Source organism: uncultured Streptococcus sp. (assembly GCF_902463925.1).
Lineage (GTDB): Bacteria > Bacillota > Bacilli > Lactobacillales > Streptococcaceae > Streptococcus.
On record NZ_CABQHE010000019.1, the window covers coordinates 1 to 17,249 of the forward strand.

General features: G+C 38.3%; 18 protein-coding genes, 1 tRNA gene and 2 pseudogenes. 18 read left to right on the forward strand and 3 right to left on the reverse strand.

Annotation, left to right across the window (positions count from 1 at the left end):
- Window positions 1-60 precede the first annotated feature (60 nt).
- Window positions 61-134, forward strand: a tRNA-Asn gene (locus tag RDY04_RS09235).
- Between the two features lie 187 nt (window positions 135-321).
- On the opposite strand, the pseudogene RDY04_RS09240 reads toward RDY04_RS09235, so the two are convergent.
- A pseudogene (locus RDY04_RS09240) lies at window positions 322-687 on the reverse strand (helix-turn-helix domain-containing protein); the annotation flags it as partial.
- Between the two features lie 255 nt (window positions 688-942).
- On the opposite strand from RDY04_RS09240, the pseudogene RDY04_RS09245 reads away from it, so the two are divergent.
- The 5 genes and pseudogenes from RDY04_RS09245 to RDY04_RS09265 form a co-directional block, all read left to right on the forward strand.
- A pseudogene (locus RDY04_RS09245) lies at window positions 943-1,208 on the forward strand (transposase); the annotation flags it as partial.
- A 204-nt stretch (window positions 1,209-1,412) separates the two neighbouring features.
- Entirely contained in the window at window positions 1,413-1,565 is a 153-nt protein-coding gene (locus tag RDY04_RS09250) for a hypothetical protein (protein ID WP_308000909.1), read from the forward strand.
- Window positions 1,566-1,620: 55 nt separating this feature from the next.
- Window positions 1,621-2,079 carry a helix-turn-helix domain containing protein gene (locus tag RDY04_RS09255; protein WP_303951358.1) on the forward strand — a complete coding sequence of 153 codons (459 nt, stop codon included), beginning with the start codon at window positions 1,621-1,623 and terminating at the stop codon, window positions 2,077-2,079.
- A 16-nt stretch (window positions 2,080-2,095) separates the two neighbouring features.
- Complete coding sequence (locus tag RDY04_RS09260; RefSeq protein WP_308000911.1) at window positions 2,096-2,686, forward strand: DDE-type integrase/transposase/recombinase; 591 nt, start codon at window positions 2,096-2,098, stop codon at window positions 2,684-2,686.
- Window positions 2,687-3,114: 428 nt separating this feature from the next.
- Window positions 3,115-3,612, forward strand: a complete 498-nt coding sequence (locus tag RDY04_RS09265) for a sigma factor (RefSeq protein ID WP_303951360.1) — start codon at window positions 3,115-3,117, stop codon at window positions 3,610-3,612.
- Window positions 3,613-3,704: 92 nt separating this feature from the next.
- Here RDY04_RS09265 and RDY04_RS09270 read toward each other — a convergent pair whose 3' ends face one another.
- Complete coding sequence (locus tag RDY04_RS09270) at window positions 3,705-4,547, reverse strand: mechanosensitive ion channel family protein (RefSeq protein WP_303951361.1); 843 nt, start codon at window positions 4,545-4,547, stop codon at window positions 3,705-3,707.
- Window positions 4,548-4,689: 142 nt separating this feature from the next.
- Between RDY04_RS09270 and tig the strand changes: the two genes are divergently transcribed.
- The 8 genes from tig to RDY04_RS09310 all read left to right on the forward strand — a co-directional run bounded on the left by tig (window position 4,690) and on the right by RDY04_RS09310 (window position 11,726).
- Complete coding sequence (gene tig / locus RDY04_RS09275) at window positions 4,690-5,973, forward strand: trigger factor (protein ID WP_278919442.1); 1,284 nt, start codon at window positions 4,690-4,692, stop codon at window positions 5,971-5,973.
- 157 nt (window positions 5,974-6,130) lie between these two features.
- Window positions 6,131-6,703: a DNA-directed RNA polymerase subunit delta gene (gene rpoE / locus RDY04_RS09280; protein ID WP_117647279.1), complete on the forward strand. Its 573-nt coding sequence runs from the start codon at window positions 6,131-6,133 to the stop codon at window positions 6,701-6,703.
- A gap of 251 nt (window positions 6,704-6,954) precedes the next feature.
- Complete coding sequence (locus RDY04_RS09285) at window positions 6,955-8,559, forward strand: CTP synthase (RefSeq protein WP_002885608.1); 1,605 nt, start codon at window positions 6,955-6,957, stop codon at window positions 8,557-8,559.
- Between the two features lie 94 nt (window positions 8,560-8,653).
- Window positions 8,654-9,124 carry a DUF3013 family protein gene (locus tag RDY04_RS09290; RefSeq protein ID WP_296126450.1) on the forward strand — a complete coding sequence of 157 codons (471 nt, stop codon included), beginning with the start codon at window positions 8,654-8,656 and terminating at the stop codon, window positions 9,122-9,124.
- Between the two features lie 15 nt (window positions 9,125-9,139).
- Window positions 9,140-9,607, forward strand: a complete 468-nt coding sequence (locus RDY04_RS09295; RefSeq protein WP_303951367.1) for an NUDIX hydrolase — start codon at window positions 9,140-9,142, stop codon at window positions 9,605-9,607.
- Window positions 9,586-10,539, forward strand: a complete 954-nt coding sequence (gene prmA, locus RDY04_RS09300; protein ID WP_303951369.1) for a 50S ribosomal protein L11 methyltransferase — start codon at window positions 9,586-9,588, stop codon at window positions 10,537-10,539. The genes RDY04_RS09295 and prmA overlap by 22 nt, the downstream gene beginning before the upstream one ends.
- Window positions 10,540-11,283, forward strand: coding sequence for a 16S rRNA (uracil(1498)-N(3))-methyltransferase (locus RDY04_RS09305; protein ID WP_303951371.1), 744 nt, complete (start codon window positions 10,540-10,542; stop codon window positions 11,281-11,283).
- A 164-nt stretch (window positions 11,284-11,447) separates the two neighbouring features.
- The gene (locus RDY04_RS09310) at window positions 11,448-11,726 is read left to right on the forward strand and encodes a hypothetical protein (RefSeq protein WP_278534005.1); all 279 of its coding nucleotides are present in this window, start codon (window positions 11,448-11,450) and stop codon (window positions 11,724-11,726) included.
- Here RDY04_RS09310 and nrdI read toward each other — a convergent pair.
- Window positions 11,713-12,171, reverse strand: coding sequence for a class Ib ribonucleoside-diphosphate reductase assembly flavoprotein NrdI (gene nrdI / locus RDY04_RS09315; protein ID WP_048788380.1), 459 nt, complete (start codon window positions 12,169-12,171; stop codon window positions 11,713-11,715). The genes RDY04_RS09310 and nrdI overlap by 14 nt on opposite strands.
- Before the next feature lie 167 nt (window positions 12,172-12,338).
- Between nrdI and RDY04_RS09320 the strand changes: the two genes are divergently transcribed.
- The 4 genes from RDY04_RS09320 to ilvA all read left to right on the forward strand — a co-directional run bounded on the left by RDY04_RS09320 (window position 12,339) and on the right by ilvA (window position 16,945).
- Complete coding sequence (locus tag RDY04_RS09320) at window positions 12,339-14,558, forward strand: bifunctional (p)ppGpp synthetase/guanosine-3',5'-bis(diphosphate) 3'-pyrophosphohydrolase (protein ID WP_303951372.1); 2,220 nt, start codon at window positions 12,339-12,341, stop codon at window positions 14,556-14,558.
- 12 nt (window positions 14,559-14,570) lie between these two features.
- A complete protein-coding gene (gene dtd / locus RDY04_RS09325) occupies window positions 14,571-15,014 on the forward strand; it encodes a D-aminoacyl-tRNA deacylase (RefSeq protein ID WP_295496416.1) in 444 nt (147 codons plus the stop codon).
- 372 nt (window positions 15,015-15,386) lie between these two features.
- Entirely contained in the window at window positions 15,387-15,584 is a 198-nt protein-coding gene (locus RDY04_RS09330; RefSeq protein ID WP_303951373.1) for a hypothetical protein, read from the forward strand.
- A gap of 110 nt (window positions 15,585-15,694) precedes the next feature.
- Window positions 15,695-16,945, forward strand: a complete 1,251-nt coding sequence (gene ilvA / locus RDY04_RS09335; RefSeq protein ID WP_303951375.1) for a threonine ammonia-lyase IlvA — start codon at window positions 15,695-15,697, stop codon at window positions 16,943-16,945.
- Window positions 16,946-17,249: the final 304 nt, after the last annotated feature.

A 17,249-nucleotide genomic window follows, 5' to 3' on the forward strand; every position in this document is an offset into this window, starting at 1 on the left:
AGTACGCCTGATGTAGTTGGGGGTTGCCCCCTGTTAGATACGGTAGTTGCTTAGCCTTTATCCGCCATAGCTCAGTTGGTAGTAGCGCATGACTGTTAATCATGATGTCGTAGGTTCGAGTCCTACTGGCGGAGTATAGTTTTTGAAGCTAGACATTGTCTAGCCTTTTTTGGTTTATTTGTTAACTGTAGTTGGTGACGAAAAGCTAATATCTAGAAGTGTCTTTTTAACGACTTTATTTGTAGTTAAGGTTTGACAAAAAGTCTTTGAGCTAGTGGCATATAGGCTTCTGACATATTCATCGTAATAAACTGTATCTTGTTCATCCCAGGATATAACAGCAGGGAGTTGGTCTTTATGTTCCTTGAAAGTAAGCTGCTTAAGTTTATGATAGACAGTGGACGTTGAGACATGAAGTCTTTTGGCAATATCTGTTAGTGATCCCTTTTCAGTAAGGAGTTGTGTAACTTTTTGTCGGACTAGATTTGAAATTTGGTGTTTTTTCTCAACGATTGATGTCTCAACCATAATGACTCTCTGACACCCTTTACACTGGAAGAAAGGCTTTTTAAGGACGTAGTATTGTTGGTATTCTAGTTTTACTTGAACCTCGATGAGGGTATCTTTTTCAAAAACAAGAGAAATAATGATGTTAGTGTTTTTTATTCTGTGGTATTCTGAATAAATCTCATGAGTTCTTCCTAAGAATGGTTTAGTTGCTTTTCATTATAGTTCTCATGGGGGACTTTTTGGCTACATTCAAAAAAGCTCTATAATCTCTACAGTGGTTTTACAACTACAGAAATTATAGAGACTTGAAAACCACTAGCTGAACTAGTGGTTCTGAAAAGCTTTTAGCGATATATCAAAAATATCTCCCTAAAGTGTTATATTAGATAAGTTTTCCCGATCACTAACTAATAATACTAAAGAAAATCCTTGATGAGACAGGATAATAATAGTTTAGTACATACTACAAGGAATTATAAGTATCATATTGTGTTCGCACTAAAATATCGACGTCAGATAATTTATGGAAAATAGAAAACAAGTATAGGTCAAATCTTACTATTATGTTGAAATATATAGATCATATTCACATGTTGGTGAGTATACTATATAAACTAATTGTTTCTTCATTTATGGGATATTTAAAGGGTAAGAGTAGCTTAATGATATTAGTCGGAAACGTTAATTTAAAGTATAAATAAGAGTGTTGTATATTTAGTTTTTAGGATTTTTGTTTATATTGAGACCAGTTAGTCGGGTTATCGAGAAAAGGTGAGATGAAGGAAAACGATTCGGTAGATCTTTAGCGGTGCCTTTCAGCCAAAGAGCAAACCACCCGTTCTGATATGATACCTCTTAAGTAGACAAGGTAAATACCTAAAATCTACTTAAGAAGTATTTTTATGTTTAGAAGAGAAAGATTCACCCCGTACGAGAAAGAACAAGCTTGTCTCGATTGTAATAATGGTAATCGCTCCAGATCTGAGATATGTAACTGTCTCCATATTTCCACAAGGACGATTCAAGATTGGACTGTCATCTATAAAAAAATATAGGATTTTAGGATTCACAAAGAAAACAAAAAACAGTTCCTATTCAAAAGAATTTAAAATGGAACTTGTAGAAAAATGTATTAGTGGTGAGGCTTCATCTATTGATTTAGGTCATCAGTATGATATTTCTTCAGGACTTTTAAGAAAGTGGATTAGGATGTATAATGCCAATATAGAACTTAAGGATTACAATCCAAAACGGGAGATCTATATGGCAAAAGCAAGCCGTAAAACCACTATTGATGAACGTAAAGAGATTGTCAACTATTGTATTGAACATAATTGCAATTATAAGGAAACGAAGGAAACGGCGGTGCTTTATGATGTTTCTTATAGTCAAGTATACTCGTGGGTAAAGAAGTATGATAGTGATGGTGAAGAAGGTTTAGTTGACAAAAGGGGTCATCACAAACTAGATGATGAGGTTGATGAATTAGAGCGTTTACGAAGAGAAAATGTGCGCTTAAAACGTCAGTTAGAAGAAAAGAATATGGCTGTTGAACTCTTAAAAAAGTGAAAGAATTCGGAAGGATGTGAGGCTAGGCAAACAGCGCCACGAATCAAAATACTTACCGATTGAAGACTTCAACACAAATAAGGGGTGGAGCATTAGCTGTATGTGTCATCAGCTCGGCATTACTAGGTCTGCATTTTATAAATGGAAACATAGAATAGTTCCAGAACAAGAACAATTAAACAGCGAAATTGCGGAATTAATTAAAGAATATGACGAACGTTTTTCACATATCTTGGGATACCGAAGAATGACCGATTGGATCAATCATTTCAATCATACGAATGACTCAAGAAAGAGAATTCACCGAATTATGAAAATACTCGATATTCACGTTTTTATCCGTAAGAAAAGGAAAAAATACAAGACTGCCAAGCCTGAAGAAACTGCAGAAAATAAGTTATCAAGAAACTTCTATACGACTTCTCCGAACAAAAAATGGGTAACAGATGTTACAGAGTTTAAGATTCCTAACTCTCATAAGAAACTTTATCTTAGTGCCATACTTGATTTATATGACCGCTATCCTATTGCTTTTGTCATAAGTGGTCGAAATGACAATAGGCTAGTCTTCAAAACATTTGACAAAGCTAATGTATCATATGTATGAGATTTCAGATGAGGCCTCCCTCCGATTTTACTGTCAAGAGCGTCCACAAAACAGATATGACTGTAAAACGCCTTTGGAAGTCAGAAACGCTGCCTTAACATCAGAACACCCTTTATCATACCTAATCGCTAAGAATAACAAAATTGAAAAGTATAAGTCTAAGTGGTCTGCATAAAAAAAAACAGCCGTACATTTATTTTGTACGACTGACCTTCAAAAACAGATACTTTTTTAGATATTTAACCTGTCAAGTAGACAGGTTAAATATCATTAACGGGTGGTTTTGACTCTATCTCACTCACTCCTCTAATTGTTTTAGCCAAGTTATTTATAGTGACATATATGTCTCTATTTTATTTTTCTACATTCTTTTATAATAGGTCTGTAATTATCTAATTACAAAATTTATATTTATTATTGGAGGTTCAATGGAACAAGATGTTTTTGTTCACGCATATGAAACTGTAAGGCCGATTGTGCTTAAGGCTTTTAGGCAATACTTTATTCAGCTTTGGGATCAAGCTGACATGGAGCAAGAGGCGATGATGACTTTGTATCAGCTTTTAAAAAAGTTTCCTGATTTAGAGAAAGATGATGATAAGTTACGTCGTTACTTTAAAACTAAGTTTAGGAATCGACTTAATGATGAAGTGAGGCGACAGGAGTCAGTAAAACGTCAAGCTAATAGACAGTGCTATGTTGAAATTTCAGATATTGCTTTTTGTATTCCCAATAAGGAGCTAGATACGGTTGATAGACTTGCTTATGATGAGCAGCTTAATGCTTTTCGTAAGCAGTTATCATCGGAAGATTCTTTTAAATTGGATCGATTGTTGGCTGGTGAATGCTTTAGGGGAAGGAAAAAGATGATACGAGAGTTAAGAGTTTGGATGGTTGACTTTGATCCATGTAATGAAGAAGACTGAGTTGAAATTATTCTCTAGTTAATAGTTATGGACATTATTCGTATCAGTTAATTTGTTTATTATTAGTGACTCTTATTATAAGATGAGTTTGTTTATTTTACTTCTATTATGTTTCCAGTAATTCTTGGAAGTTCAACCTTTTCTTTAAATATAGCTTCTTGGTAAAGTTTTAAGAAGTCTGCATAGATATGGACTTGTTGTCCATTTTTTGTAAAAATGTCAACACGAAAAACAAGTTGTCCGGAAGTTTTTGAAGTTAATCCGATGATATTTGGAGTCCCAATAATTTCAGGATAATTTTCAATGTTGTCTTTATTAACTTGTTGGATAATGCTTGTTACTTTATTGATATCGGTAGAAGTATAGACTGGGATGTCAATTTGAGCTCTCATATCTCCACGAGATTTATTGGAAACGATTGTGATATTACGATTAGGTATAAAATGGAGTGTTCCATCAAAGCCTCGAATCTGAGTAGTGCGGATACCCACAGTAGAAACAAGACCTGTAATGGCTTCTACCTCAACAGAATCACCAACTTCAAATTGATTTTCTAATAAGATGAAAAAACCATTAACGACGTCTGATAGGAAGCCTTGAGCTCCTAGACCAAGGGCAACACCGGCAAGTCCGGCTCCAGCTAGAAGGCTAGATACGGGAACACCCAAAATACTTAGAAGCCAGTATACAAGGAAAAAGTAAAGGATATAGTTCATACAATTGTGCAGTAGGCGTTCAATAGTTTTTTTACGGGCGGATGTTTGAATGGTCCATGATAGTGAACGTCCGATAGTATGTTTAAATAGAAAGTTGATAATCTTTTTACTAAGCAGAAAGATGATGAGGAGAATGAGAAGTTTAATCCCTTTCGAAATAAGTAGCATTAGGCTTTCTTCGAAATTAAATTGCTGTATATATTTTTGTAAAATATTCATATCTCTAGTTTATCAAAATTTGTAAAAAGAAACAGTCTATAACGTTTTTCTTGTTATTAAATTGGAGAAAAAAACTTTCAAAAGGCTTTGAAATATGGTAAACTAAACTGTATCTATAAAAAATTTTAAGGAGAATGACTACATGTCTGTATCATTTGAAAACACAGCCACAAACCGTGGTGTGGTGACATTTACTATCGGTCAAGATAAAATTCAACCAGCTTTGGATCAAGCGTTTAACAAGGTTAAAAAGGATTTGAACGTACCAGGTTTCCGTAAAGGACACATGCCTCGTGCCGTATTTAACCAAAAATTTGGTGAAGAAGCTCTTTACGACGATGCTTTGAATGCAATTCTTCCAGCAGCTTATGAAGCAGCGATTGCTGAACTTGATCTTGATGTTGTTGCACAACCAAAAATTGATGTAAAATCAATTGAAAAAGGTCAAGATTGGACACTTACTGCAGAAGTTGTTACAAAACCTGAAGTAAAACTTGGTGCATATAAAGATCTTGAAGTTTCAGTTGAAGCTTCTAAAGAAGTTACTGATGAAGAAGTTGATGCTAAGCTTGAAAACGAACGCAAAAACTTGGCTGAATTGGTCGTTAAAGAAGGTGCAGCTGAAAATGGCGACACTGTTGTTATCGACTTTGTTGGTTCAGTAGATGGTGTTGAATTTGACGGTGGTAAAGGTGAAAACCACTCTCTCGAACTTGGTTCAGGTCAATTTATTCCAGGATTCGAAGACCAATTGGTTGGAGCAAAAGCTGGTGATGAAGTAGAAGTTAAAGTAACTTTCCCAGAAGACTATCAAGCTTCTGACCTTGCAGGTAAAGCTGCTGTATTTGTTACTAAAGTTAACGAAGTTAAAGCTAAAGAAGTTCCTGCTCTTGATGATGAGTTGGCTAAAGATCTTGACGATGAAGTTGAAACTCTTGATGAGTTGAAAGCTAAATACCGTAAAGAACTTGAAGCAGCTAAAGAAATCGCATATGATGACGCTGTTGAAGGTGCTGCACTTGATTTGGCTGTTGAAAACGCTGAAATCGTTGAATTGCCAGCAGAAATGGTTGAAGACGAAGTTCACCGTGCTATGAACGAATTCATGGGTAACATGCAACGTCAAGGTATCTCTCCTGAAATGTACTTCCAAATCACTGGTACAACTCAAGAAGATCTTCACAAACAATATGAAGCTGACGCTGACAAACGTGTGAAAACTAACCTTGTTATCGAAGCTGTTGCTGCTGCTGAAGGATTCGACGCTACAGAAGAAGAAATCCAAAAAGAAATCAATGATCTTGCAGCTGAGTACAACATGGAAGTATCACAAGTTTCTGCACTTCTTTCACCTGAAATGCTTAAACACGATATCACTATGAAGAAAGCTGTTGAAGTTATCACAAGCACAGCAAAAGTTAAATAATATGACTAAAATCAAGTTTCTGTTGAGACTTGATTTTTTCTTCTATAAATACTTTGACTATTGACTCTTTTTAGCGTAAAATAAAAGGTAGCGAAAATTTGATTGCTGAGCTATTTCTGATGGAAACTAGCTTGAGTAAGAATGAAGGAGAACCACTTTGGAACTAGACGTATTTGCTGGACAAGAAAAAAGTGAATTATCAATGATTGAAGTGGCCCGTGCTATCTTAGAAACACGTGGTCGTGATAATGAAATGTATTTCAATGATTTGGTCAATGAAATTCAAAATTATTTAGAAAAATCGGATGCTGATATCCGTAATGCTTTGCCATTCTTTTATTCAGATTTGAATACGGATGGAAGTTTTATTCCACTAGGTGATAACAAATGGGGCTTGCGTTCATGGTACGCAATTGATGAAATCGATGAAGAGGTCATCACATTGGAAGATACTGATGAAAATGCACCAAAACGTAAGAACAAGAAAGTTAATGCCTTCATGGATGGTGATGAAGATGCCATCGATTATAATGACGATGATCCAGAAGATGAAAACTTCACACCTGATTCTGATAGTCTTGAATATGACGACGATAGCGAAGATGATGAGAAAGCCGAAGTGGAATCTTATGACTCTGAGTTGAATGAAATTATTCCAGATGACGATTTGGATGATGTTGAGTTATCAGAAGAAGATGATGATGACTATGAGGATGAGTCAAACGACTAAGTTTTCATTGACAAATGGTCTTGGATAGTTTAAACTATTTATCGGGCACCTCTTTTGAAGAGGTCATGATTAAGGCTCCCAGAGTAAAACTCTTGGGGGTCATTTTTGTTTTTAGTCATTTACTGGTTTTGTTGATATTGAGTTACTGAATAGTACTCATGTTGGGCATTGGTAAAGGATTATTTTGATTATTGAATACAGTAATCAATTTGCTATTTTTTATGGTTTTACATTATATTAAAGGAGTTAATATGACAAAATATATTTTCGTCACTGGTGGTGTGGTATCTTCAATTGGTAAAGGGATTGTAGCTGCGAGTCTTGGACGTTTGCTTAAGAACCGTGGTCTTAAGGTAACGATTCAAAAATTCGATCCTTACATCAATATTGATCCAGGGACAATGAGTCCTTACCAACATGGTGAAGTTTATGTCACTGATGATGGTGCTGAAACTGACCTTGACCTTGGTCACTACGAGCGTTTTATTGATATCAATCTTAATAAATACTCTAACGTTACTACTGGTAAGATTTATAGTGAGGTGTTGCGTAAGGAACGTAAAGGTGAGTATCTAGGTGCGACTGTTCAGGTAATTCCTCATATCACAGATGCTTTGAAAGACAAGATTAAGCGAGCAGCGACAACGACTGATTCAGATGTCATTATCACTGAAGTTGGTGGGACGGTTGGTGATATTGAAAGTCTTCCATTCCTTGAAGCTCTTCGTCAAATGAAGGCTGATGTGGGCTCTGACAACGTTATGTATATCCACACAACGCTTCTTCCATACTTGAAGGCTGCTGGTGAAATGAAGACAAAGCCAACGCAACACTCTGTTAAGGAATTGCGTGGTTTGGGTATCCAACCAAATATGTTGGTTATTCGTACAGAACAACCTGCTGGTCAAGGAATCAAGAATAAATTGGCTCAGTTCTGTGATGTTGCACCTGAGGCTGTTATCGAATCACTCGACGTGGAACATATCTATCAAGTGCCACTTAATATGCAGGCTCAAGGTATGGATCAAATCGTTTGTGATCATTTGAAACTGGATGCTCCAGCTGCAGATATGACAGAGTGGTCTGCTATGGTTGATAAGGTGCTTAATCTTAAGAAGACAACTAAGATTGCCCTTGTCGGTAAGTATGTGGAGCTTCACGATGCTTACTTGTCAGTGGTTGAGGCACTTAAACACTCTGGTTTGGCAAATGATACTGCTATTGATATTGACTGGGTCAATGCTAATGATTTGACTGCTGAAAATGTTGCTTCTCGCTTGGCTGATGCTGATGGTATCATCGTGCCTGGTGGTTTTGGTCAACGTGGTACCGAAGGTAAGATTCAAGCTATTCGTTATGCACGTGAAAATGATGTGCCAATGTTGGGTGTCTGTCTCGGTATGCAATTGACATGTATTGAGTTTGCTCGTCATGTCCTTCACTTGGATGGTGCTAATTCAGCTGAGCTTGATCCAAATACAAAATATCCGATTATCGATATTATGCGTGATCAAATTGACATTGAAGACATGGGTGGTACTCTTCGTCTTGGTCTTTACCCATGTAAGTTGAAACCAGGTTCTAAGGCTGCTGCAGCTTATGGCAACCAAGAAGTTGTTCAACGTCGTCACCGTCACCGTTATGAATTTAATACTAAGTTCCGTGAACAGTTTGAGGCTGAGGGCTTTGTATTCTCAGGTGTGTCACCAGATAATCGTTTGATGGAAGTTGTAGAACTCCCAGACAAGAAATTCTTTGTGGCAGCTCAATACCACCCAGAATACCATAGCCGTCCAAACCATGCTGAAGAACTTTACACTGCCTTTGTGACAGCAGCGGTTGAAAATGCTAAATAATAAACTAGGACAGAGTGGGGCAGCCTACTCTGTTTTTTATTGGCTCCTTTTATGCTAAAATAAAGGGAATAATAAGAAAGAACGAGGAAAACAAATGGCTAAATTCGGCTTTTTGTCAGTATTAGAAGAAGAACTGGATAAGTATCTGGACTATGATTTTGCGATGGACTGGGATAAAAAGAATCACGCTGTGGAAGTAACGTTTATCCTAGAAGCACAAAACAGTAGCAATGTGGAGACTATTGATGATAAGGGTGAAGTGTCTGATGAAGATGTTATTTTTGAAGACTACGTGCTCTTTTACAATCCAGCAAAATCACGTTTTGATGAAGAGGACTACCTAGTGACAATCCCATACGAACCTAAGAAGGGTCTATCTCGTGAGTTTTTAGCTTATTTTGCAGAAACCCTAAATGAGGTGGCGACAGAAGGATTGAGTGACTTGATGGATTTTCTATCTGATGATGGACCTGAGGAATTTGGTTTGGTTTGGGACAAAGATGCTTTTGAAAAAGGGAAAGCTCAACTTGAAGAGAAGGAATTTTTTGCTTATCCAAGGTATTAAAGGGAGCTAAAAGGGATGGATGCTTATTTAAAAGATCAATTTGATTTTACAGGTGTTAAGGCTGCCTTACTCGTAGAGCAAAGTATTTTGGTCATTCTCAGAGATAATAAACCAGATATTCCTTGGCCCAATATGTGGGAGTTACCAGGTGGTGGAAGAGAAGGTCAAGAAACGCCTCTTGAATGTCTTCAACGTGAGGTCTGGGAGGAGCTTGGCTTGACTTTGAAAGAGGGATCAATTATTTGGTCGAAAATCTATCCTAGTATGTTGGATAAAGATAGGTCAGCCGTCTTTGTGGTTGTCCGAATTAGCCAAGAGCAGTATCGTGAGATTCGTTTTGGTGACGAGGGGCAGGAATTTAAACTAATGCCTGTAGAGGATTTTATAAAAGCAGAAGGTGTCATTCCTCAGTTGCAGGAACGTTTTAAAGACTATTTATCAGAAAAGGAAGAAAATAATATATGGACAAATGGCAAGAATTAACGATTGAGGTTAATCGTGAAGTCGAAGAGGCGGCTTCTAATATTTTAATTGAATCTGGTAGTCAAGGTGTGGCTATTGATGATAGTGCAGATTATTTGGAAAATGCGGACCGTTTTGGTGAGCTTTATCCTGAGGTTGAACAGGTTGAGACGGTTAAAATTACGGCTTATTATCCGGAGTCAGCAGATATCGAGGCCATTACTAAGCAGGTTAATGAGCGTTTGGCTGAGTTGACAAATTTCGGTCTTGAAACGGGAGATATTCACTTGGAAACTCAAGAATTGGTTGAAGAAGATTGGGCTGAGAATTGGAAAAAATACTATGAACCAGCACGGATTACCCATGATTTGACCATCGTACCGTCATGGACGGATTATGAAGCATCAGTAGGTGAGAAGATTATCAAGCTAGATCCTGGCATGGCCTTTGGAACAGGAACACACCCAACGACTAAGATGAGTCTTTTTGCACTCGAACAGGTGCTTCGTGGTGGCGAGACTGTGATTGATGTGGGAACTGGATCGGGTGTCCTCTCGATTGCTAGCTCTCTTCTTGGAGCTAAGGAAATCTATGCCTATGACCTTGATGATGTGGCGGTTCGAGTGGCACAGGAAAACATTGATATGAATCCTGGCATGGAAAATATCCACGTTGCGGCAGGTGATCTTTTGAAGGGCGTAACTCAAGAAGCTGATGTTATCATGGCTAACATTTTGGCGGATATTCTCATCCATCTGACGGAAGATGCCTACCGTTTGGTTAAGGATGAAGGTTATTTGATTATGTCGGGGATTATCTCTGAAAAATGGGATATGGTGCGTGCATCGGCTGAGAAAGCTGGTTTCTTCCTAGAAACTCACATGGTTCAGGGAGAGTGGAATGCTTGTGTCTTCAAGAAGACAGATGATATTTCAGGTGTGATCGGAGGCTAAATGCAACAGTATTTTATAAAGGGACAGGTTGAAAATCCAGTAATCATCAAAGACAAGGATACTGTGAAGCATATGTTTAACGTTATGCGTTTAACAGAGGACGATCAGGTTGTCTTGGTTTTTGAAGACGGTATCAAGCGTCTTGCGCGTGTGACTGACCGTGAGAATCATGTCTTTGAAGTGATTGAAGACTTAAATGATAATGTTGAGATGCCTGTATCTGTAACTATTGCCTCTGGCTTTCCCAAGGGAGATAAGCTAGAGTTGGTGACACAAAAGGCAACAGAACTTGGAGCTCAGGCTATTTGGGCTTTTCCTGCCGACTGGTCTGTGGTTAAGTGGGATGGTAAGAAGCTTGCCAAGAAGGAAGATAAGCTTGTCAAGATTGCTTTAGGAGCTGCAGAACAATCCAAGCGTAATCGTGTTCCAGAAGTCAGATTGTTCGAGAAGAAGGGAGAATTTCTATCAAAATTAGATGATTTTGATAAGATTTTTATCGCCTATGAGGAAACAGCCAAAACAGGCGAGTTGGCTACTCTAGCTCGTGAGTTGGCTCATGTAGAGAGTGGTCAGAAAATTCTCTTTATCTTTGGACCAGAAGGTGGTATTTCTCCGTCTGAGATTGATGTTTTTGAGGAAGCTGGTGGCCTTAAAATTGGCCTTGGACCGCGTATTATGCGGACGGAAACGGCTCCTCTCTACGCTTTGAGTAGTGTGAGTTATGCTCTTGAATTGAATAAATAATAGAAAGTTGGCTTTGTTCCAACTTTTTTGTATTTGACACTTTTAGGCTGAGGTTTGATCTTGGCTATTCTTTTGCATGAAAAATTGAGCATTTTTAAAAAAGTTTATACTCTTATTTAGATTAAATATAATTGTATTATCTTTATAAAAGTGGGAGATTTTTAATGAAAACAAATCGTTATGTGATTCAATCTGCTGTGGTTTTGGGACTTGTTGCTCTCTTGACTGTGTCACAAGTCGTGGGGGATGTTGATGAGGCAACGGCACTAGTACCAACGACCTCTACTGAAACTGTGACGGATAGTGGAGTTACTACCGTATCAGGACAGGGAACTTCGGGGACAGCTGTTCAAGGAAGAACAGAGATTGCATCTGATACACTAATAACAGTAAGGAAAAAGCCCTTATCAGGGCTTTTTTGCTCTAGTTTTAGCGTTGGTTAAAGTTCTTTTGTGCTTCTAGGATAATGGGTGCCAGACGTTCGATATCAGACTGAGTACCGCGTAGCTCGAAGTCTCCCAACATTGGAAAGCCAAAACGTTGACTGTACTGTTTGGCGGTTAGGCAGTACTGGTTATTGAAGTTACGGTTACCAGAACCGATGATACCAAAGCAACGTTTGTGATTGCCATGGGCTGCGATAAAGTCACCCAGTGGATTGGTTAGGATTTCAACATCTCCATTGTCAACGCCATTTCCTCCTTCAAGGTAGGTTGGCAAGAGTGCGACAAAGGGTTCATCTACTTGGAAGGTTTCATGATTAAGCTCTTTAATATTGATTTGGCGACATTCAATCCCGTGGTTGAGGGATAAATAGTCAGACATACGTTTGACAAAGCTTTGGGTATTACCGCTTAGACTAATATAAACGAGGGTAAGTTGAGACATAAGCGTCCTCTTTCTATCTATATCTTGTGTTTTTTTAATCATTCTAACACAAGATATTGTGCTTTTCAAGTTAGCTCCTTGCGCTTAAGAATTGCCTATCTAGCTCTTTTTCTTTACTTGTAAAAGTGATAAAATAAAGGTTATTAAAAGAAGCGAAGGAAGAAATCATGGCTAAAGATAAAAATGTAACAGGAGAAGAAATTTTAGACATTTGCTCGGCCTACATGTCAGCAGATGATTTGAAATTAGTTGAAAAAGCCTGGCATTATGCGACAGATGCTCATAGTGGGCAATTTCGTCAGTCAGGAGAACCTTATATTATTCACCCTATTCAAGTGGCAGGTATCTTGGCAGATCTCCATCTTGATGCAGTGACAGTAGCCTGTGGTTTCTTACACGATGTCGTTGAAGACACCGAAAAAACGCTCGATGATTTGGAAGCGGATTTTGGTACGGATGTACGAAATATCGTGGACGGTGTTACTAAGCTTGGTAAGGTTGAGTACAAGTCCCATGAGGAGCAGTTGGCTGAAAATCACCGTAAGATGCTTATGGCCATGTCTAAGGATATCCGTGTCATCTTGGTTAAATTGGCCGATCGTTTGCACAATATGCGTACCCTTAAGCATCTTCGTAAGGATAAGCAAGAGCGCATTTCTCGCGAAACTATGGAAATCTATGCTCCTTTGGCCCACCGTCTGGGTATTAGTCGTATCAAATGGGAATTGGAAGATATGTCCTTCCGTTACCTTAACGAGGTAGAATTTTATAAGATTTCCCACATGATGAAGGAAAAGCGTCGCGAGCGTGAGGCACTTGTGGACGAGATTGTCGATAAAATTAAGACCTATACAGCTGAACAAGGGCTTGTCGGTGATGTTTATGGTCGTCCAAAACACATCTACTCTATTTTTCGTAAGATGCGTGACAAGAAGAAACGATTTGATCAGATTTATGATTTGATTGCTATTCGTTGTGTTATGGAGACGCATAGTGATGTTTATGCCATGTTGGGATACATCCATGAGCTCTGGCGTCCGATGCCTGGACGTTTCAAAGACTATATTGCCAATCCTAAATCCAATGGTTATCAGTCTATCCATACGACGGTTTATGGACCTAAAGGGCCTATTGAAATCCAAATTCGTACTAAGGAGATGCACCAAGTTGCCGAATACGGGGTTGCAGCTCACTGGGCTTACAAGAAAGGCATCAAGAGCAAGGTAGATTCGAAAGAGTCTGCTTTGGGAATGAATTGGATTAAGGATCTTGTGGAACTCCAAGATGCCTCGAACGGGGATGCTAAGGGATTTGTTGACTCTGTAAAAGAAGATATCTTCTCAGAGCGAATTTATGTCTTTACACCAAATGGTGCTGTTCAGGAATTGCCTAAAGATTCAGGTCCTATTGACTTTGCCTATGCCATCCATACCCAAGTCGGTGAGAAGGCCACAGGTGCCAAGGTTAATGGTCGTATGGTGCCTCTGACTGCCAAACTTAAGACGGGTGATGTGGTTGAGATTGTCACCAATGCCAATTCCTTTGGTCCTAGTCGAGACTGGATTAAGATGGTCAAAACTACTAAGGCCAGAAATAAAATTCGTCAATTCTTTAAGAATCAAGACAAGGAAGCTTCAATCACCAAGGGTCGCGAGCTTTTGATTGCCTATTTCCAAGAGCATGGCTATATTGCCAATAAGTACCTAGACAAGAAACATATAGAGAAGATCCTTCCTCGTATGAGTGTGCGTAGTGAGGAAGCTCTTTATGCTGCTGTTGGCTTTGGGGAAATTAGTGCTGCTGCTGTTTTCAATCGCCTGACAGAAAAAGAACGCCGTGAGGAAGAGCGTGCTAAGGCAAAAGCTGAAGCTGAAGAGTTAATGAATGGTGGCGAAGTCAAAACTGAGAAGAAAGAAATTCTCAAGGTTAAAAGTGAAAATGGAGTTATCATTCAAGGTGCCTCAGGTCTCCTTATGCGTATCGCTAAGTGTTGTAACCCAGTACCTGGAGATGAGATTGATGGTTATATCACTAAGGGGCGTGGAATAGCTATTCATCGCTCAGATTGTAATAATATCAAGAGTCAAGAAGGTTATGAGCAACGTCTAATCGAAGTGGAGTGGGATGAACGTAATGCCAATAAATCTTATTTGGCAGAGATTGACATCTATGGTCTTAATCGTTCAGGTCTTTTGAACGATGTTCTTCAAATCTTGTCAAATACGACCAAGAGCATCGCTACGGTCAATGCGCAACCGACTAAGGACATGAAGTTTGCCAATATTCACGTTAGCTTTGAAATTGCAAACCTTATTGAATTGACTGGTCTTGTGGATAAGATTAAAATTATTCCTGACGTTTACAGTGTTAAACGTACGAATGGTTAAGGAGTTACTGCGATGAAGATTGTAATTCAGCGCGTGCAAAGTGCCTCTGTAGTTATTGAGGATAGCACGGTCGGTGCTATTAAGCAAGGGCTTTTACTCTTGGTTGGCGTTGGACCAGAGGACACTAAAGAGGATATTGACTATGCGGTTCGTAAGATTGTCAATATGCGTATTTTTTCAGATGAAGATGGCAAGATGAATCTTTCTGTTAAGGATATTGGTGGTCAGATTTTGTCGGTTTCTCAGTTTACGCTTTTTGCCGATACGAAAAAAGGAAATCGGCCGGCATTTACGGGAGCTGCAAAGCCCGACATGGCTAGCCAGTTCTATGACGATTTCAACCAATCCTTGTCAACTCACGTTCCTGTAGAAAGAGGACGCTTTGGTGCAGATATGCAGGTTAGCCTGATCAATGATGGACCTGTTACCGTTATCTTGGATACTAAAAATAGATAAATAGATCATTTCTCACTTTGTGTGGGAGATGTTTTTTTATTCTCATCAAATTTAGTATTTTTGGAGCTGAAATGTCATCATTTACTGCTTATTTTTGTCATTTTATATAGAATTAGATAACTAAATATCTAATTAAATTAGGAAATATAATTCTCAAATTTCTGAAAAACTTACCATTAAAGATGAAAAAATGACTATTTACGAGGATTTCCGGAAATTCCCTTGTTTTACAAAAAAGATTAAGTTGTCATTAGTTTCATAAAAAAAAACAAGCGAATGTTATGAAACTAAAAATAACTCTAGTTTACAGTATGCAAATACAAATAGCGATAAACTGAAGCGGGACGTCATTCGACATCAGAAACGAAGACGATGACTGTCAACTTGACACTTCAACATGCTTCAGAAATCATCGGTCAAGATAATGTTGACATCACGTTGGCAGCAGGTGCTTCAGCTAAGGTTTCAAACTTGATAGTAGCGTCAGGATGGTTGACAAACAATACAGGTTACTTGGTGACAATCAGTGCCAACGACAAATCAGGTGCAGTCTTGTCTGTTGATAAATAATAAGTAGAACTCTTTGTGTAAACAAGGAGTTTTCTTTATAATGGCTGCTATTTTTTCTTAAAATTGTGATACAATAGAAATAGTTTGAATATTGTGTCAAAGGAGAGCCAATGATTACTGCAAATGATATCGTAAAGGCTAATGAAGTCTTAAAAAACGTGGTGGAACGCACACCACTAGATTTTGATCGCTACTTATCTGAAAAATATGGGGCGACTATTTATATTAAAAAAGAAAATATGCAAAAGGTACGTTCCTTTAAATTACGTGGTGCCTACTATGCCATCCATCAGTTAAGTGATGAAGATAAGGAACGTGGTGTAGTCTGTGCATCAGCCGGAAACCATGCCCAAGGTGTTGCTTATACTTGTAATGAAATGAAGATTCCTGCAACTATCTTTATGCCAGTAACAACACCTCTCCAAAAAATTGGTCAAGTCCGTTTCTTTGGTGGCAAGTTTGTAACAATCAAATTGGTGGGAGATACCTTTGATGCTTCTGCTCAAGCAGCGCAGGAATATACCAAGTCTGAAGGGATGACTTTCATTGATCCATTTGACGATTATAATGTCCAAGCGGGTCAAGGAACTGTTGCTTATGAAATTTATGAGCAGGCTCAAGAGGAAGGTGTTTCCTTCGATAGTATCTTGGTTCCAGTAGGTGGTGGCGGCCTTATCTCTGGTGTGGCCACTTATATCAAGGATGTGGCACCGTCTATAGAAGTTATCGGTGTTGAGGCTAGTGGTGCTCGTAGTATGCGTGCTGCTTTTGACCGTGGTTATCCTATTAAACTTGAAGAAATTGATAAGTTTGCGGATGGGATTGCTGTTCAAAAGGTAGGTGTCAAGACCTATGAAGTCGCACGTAAATATGTTGACCGCCTCTTGGGGGTTGATGAAGGATTGATTTCAGAAACCCTAATTGATATGTACTCTAAGGTTGGTACCATTGCAGAACCTGCAGGGGCGGCATCAGTGGCAGCTTTGGAAGTGATCAAAGATGAGATTAAAGGAAAAACTATCGTCTGCATTATTTCGGGTGGTAACAATGACATCAACCGTATGCCAGAGATGGAAGAACGTGCGCTTATCTATGATGGTATCAAGCATTACTTTGTGGTTAACTTCCCACAACGTCCTGGTGCCCTTCGTGAATTTGTAAATGATATCTTGGGACCAAATGATGATATTACTCGTTTTGAGTACATCAAACGTGCTAATAAAGGAAAAGGTCCAGTTCTCATTGGTATAGCTCTTAGTGACAAGAATGACTATGATGGACTTCTCGAGCGTCTCTCTTCCTTTGACCCAAGTTATATCAACCTTCACGGTAACGAAACACTTTACAATATGCTTGTCTGAGGACAGGTTCATATAATGAAAAAAGAATCGACGAAAGTCGGTTTTTTGTTTTTATTAAGAATAAAAACAGAATGCTAAAAATAGGTTTAACAAAACAAGGTTATTTAGTCCTATCTATTCATATTTTATTCACTTTAAGAACCCCTTTTTTATTTTTAAATATAAATATTAGATTAGAAAGAAAAAACATAATTGTTTTCTGTAAATAAGACATGAGTAGATAAAGTGTTATAATATAAACATTTTGAACGTTTAAAACATCTTAAAAAGGCTATTAAATTTAAAAAAAAATACCCAAAAAAGT

What these genes read in the sequence shown, in the direction of transcription:
- RDY04_RS09305 (WP_303951371.1), top strand. Translation starts at nt 10,540, where the DNA reads ATGCAACAGTATTTTATAAAGGGACAGGTTGAAAATCCAGTAATCATC.
- RDY04_RS09270 (WP_303951361.1), bottom strand. Translation starts at nt 4,547, where the DNA reads ATGAATATTTTACAAAAATATATACAGCAATTTAATTTCGAAGAAAGC.
- RDY04_RS09295 (WP_303951367.1), top strand. Translation starts at nt 9,140, where the DNA reads ATGGATGCTTATTTAAAAGATCAATTTGATTTTACAGGTGTTAAGGCT.
- ilvA (WP_303951375.1), top strand. Translation starts at nt 15,695, where the DNA reads ATGATTACTGCAAATGATATCGTAAAGGCTAATGAAGTCTTAAAAAAC.
- RDY04_RS09285 (WP_002885608.1), top strand. Translation starts at nt 6,955, where the DNA reads ATGACAAAATATATTTTCGTCACTGGTGGTGTGGTATCTTCAATTGGT.
- RDY04_RS09320 (WP_303951372.1), top strand. Translation starts at nt 12,339, where the DNA reads ATGGCTAAAGATAAAAATGTAACAGGAGAAGAAATTTTAGACATTTGC.
- RDY04_RS09310 (WP_278534005.1), top strand. Translation starts at nt 11,448, where the DNA reads ATGAAAACAAATCGTTATGTGATTCAATCTGCTGTGGTTTTGGGACTT.
- RDY04_RS09265 (WP_303951360.1), top strand. Translation starts at nt 3,115, where the DNA reads ATGGAACAAGATGTTTTTGTTCACGCATATGAAACTGTAAGGCCGATT.
- dtd (WP_295496416.1), top strand. Translation starts at nt 14,571, where the DNA reads ATGAAGATTGTAATTCAGCGCGTGCAAAGTGCCTCTGTAGTTATTGAG.
- RDY04_RS09250 (WP_308000909.1), top strand. Translation starts at nt 1,413, where the DNA reads ATGTTTAGAAGAGAAAGATTCACCCCGTACGAGAAAGAACAAGCTTGT.
- RDY04_RS09330 (WP_303951373.1), top strand. Translation starts at nt 15,387, where the DNA reads ATGACTGTCAACTTGACACTTCAACATGCTTCAGAAATCATCGGTCAA.
- tig (WP_278919442.1), top strand. Translation starts at nt 4,690, where the DNA reads ATGTCTGTATCATTTGAAAACACAGCCACAAACCGTGGTGTGGTGACA.
- RDY04_RS09290 (WP_296126450.1), top strand. Translation starts at nt 8,654, where the DNA reads ATGGCTAAATTCGGCTTTTTGTCAGTATTAGAAGAAGAACTGGATAAG.
- RDY04_RS09255 (WP_303951358.1), top strand. Translation starts at nt 1,621, where the DNA reads ATGGAACTTGTAGAAAAATGTATTAGTGGTGAGGCTTCATCTATTGAT.
- nrdI (WP_048788380.1), bottom strand. Translation starts at nt 12,171, where the DNA reads ATGTCTCAACTTACCCTCGTTTATATTAGTCTAAGCGGTAATACCCAA.
- prmA (WP_303951369.1), top strand. Translation starts at nt 9,586, where the DNA reads ATGGACAAATGGCAAGAATTAACGATTGAGGTTAATCGTGAAGTCGAA.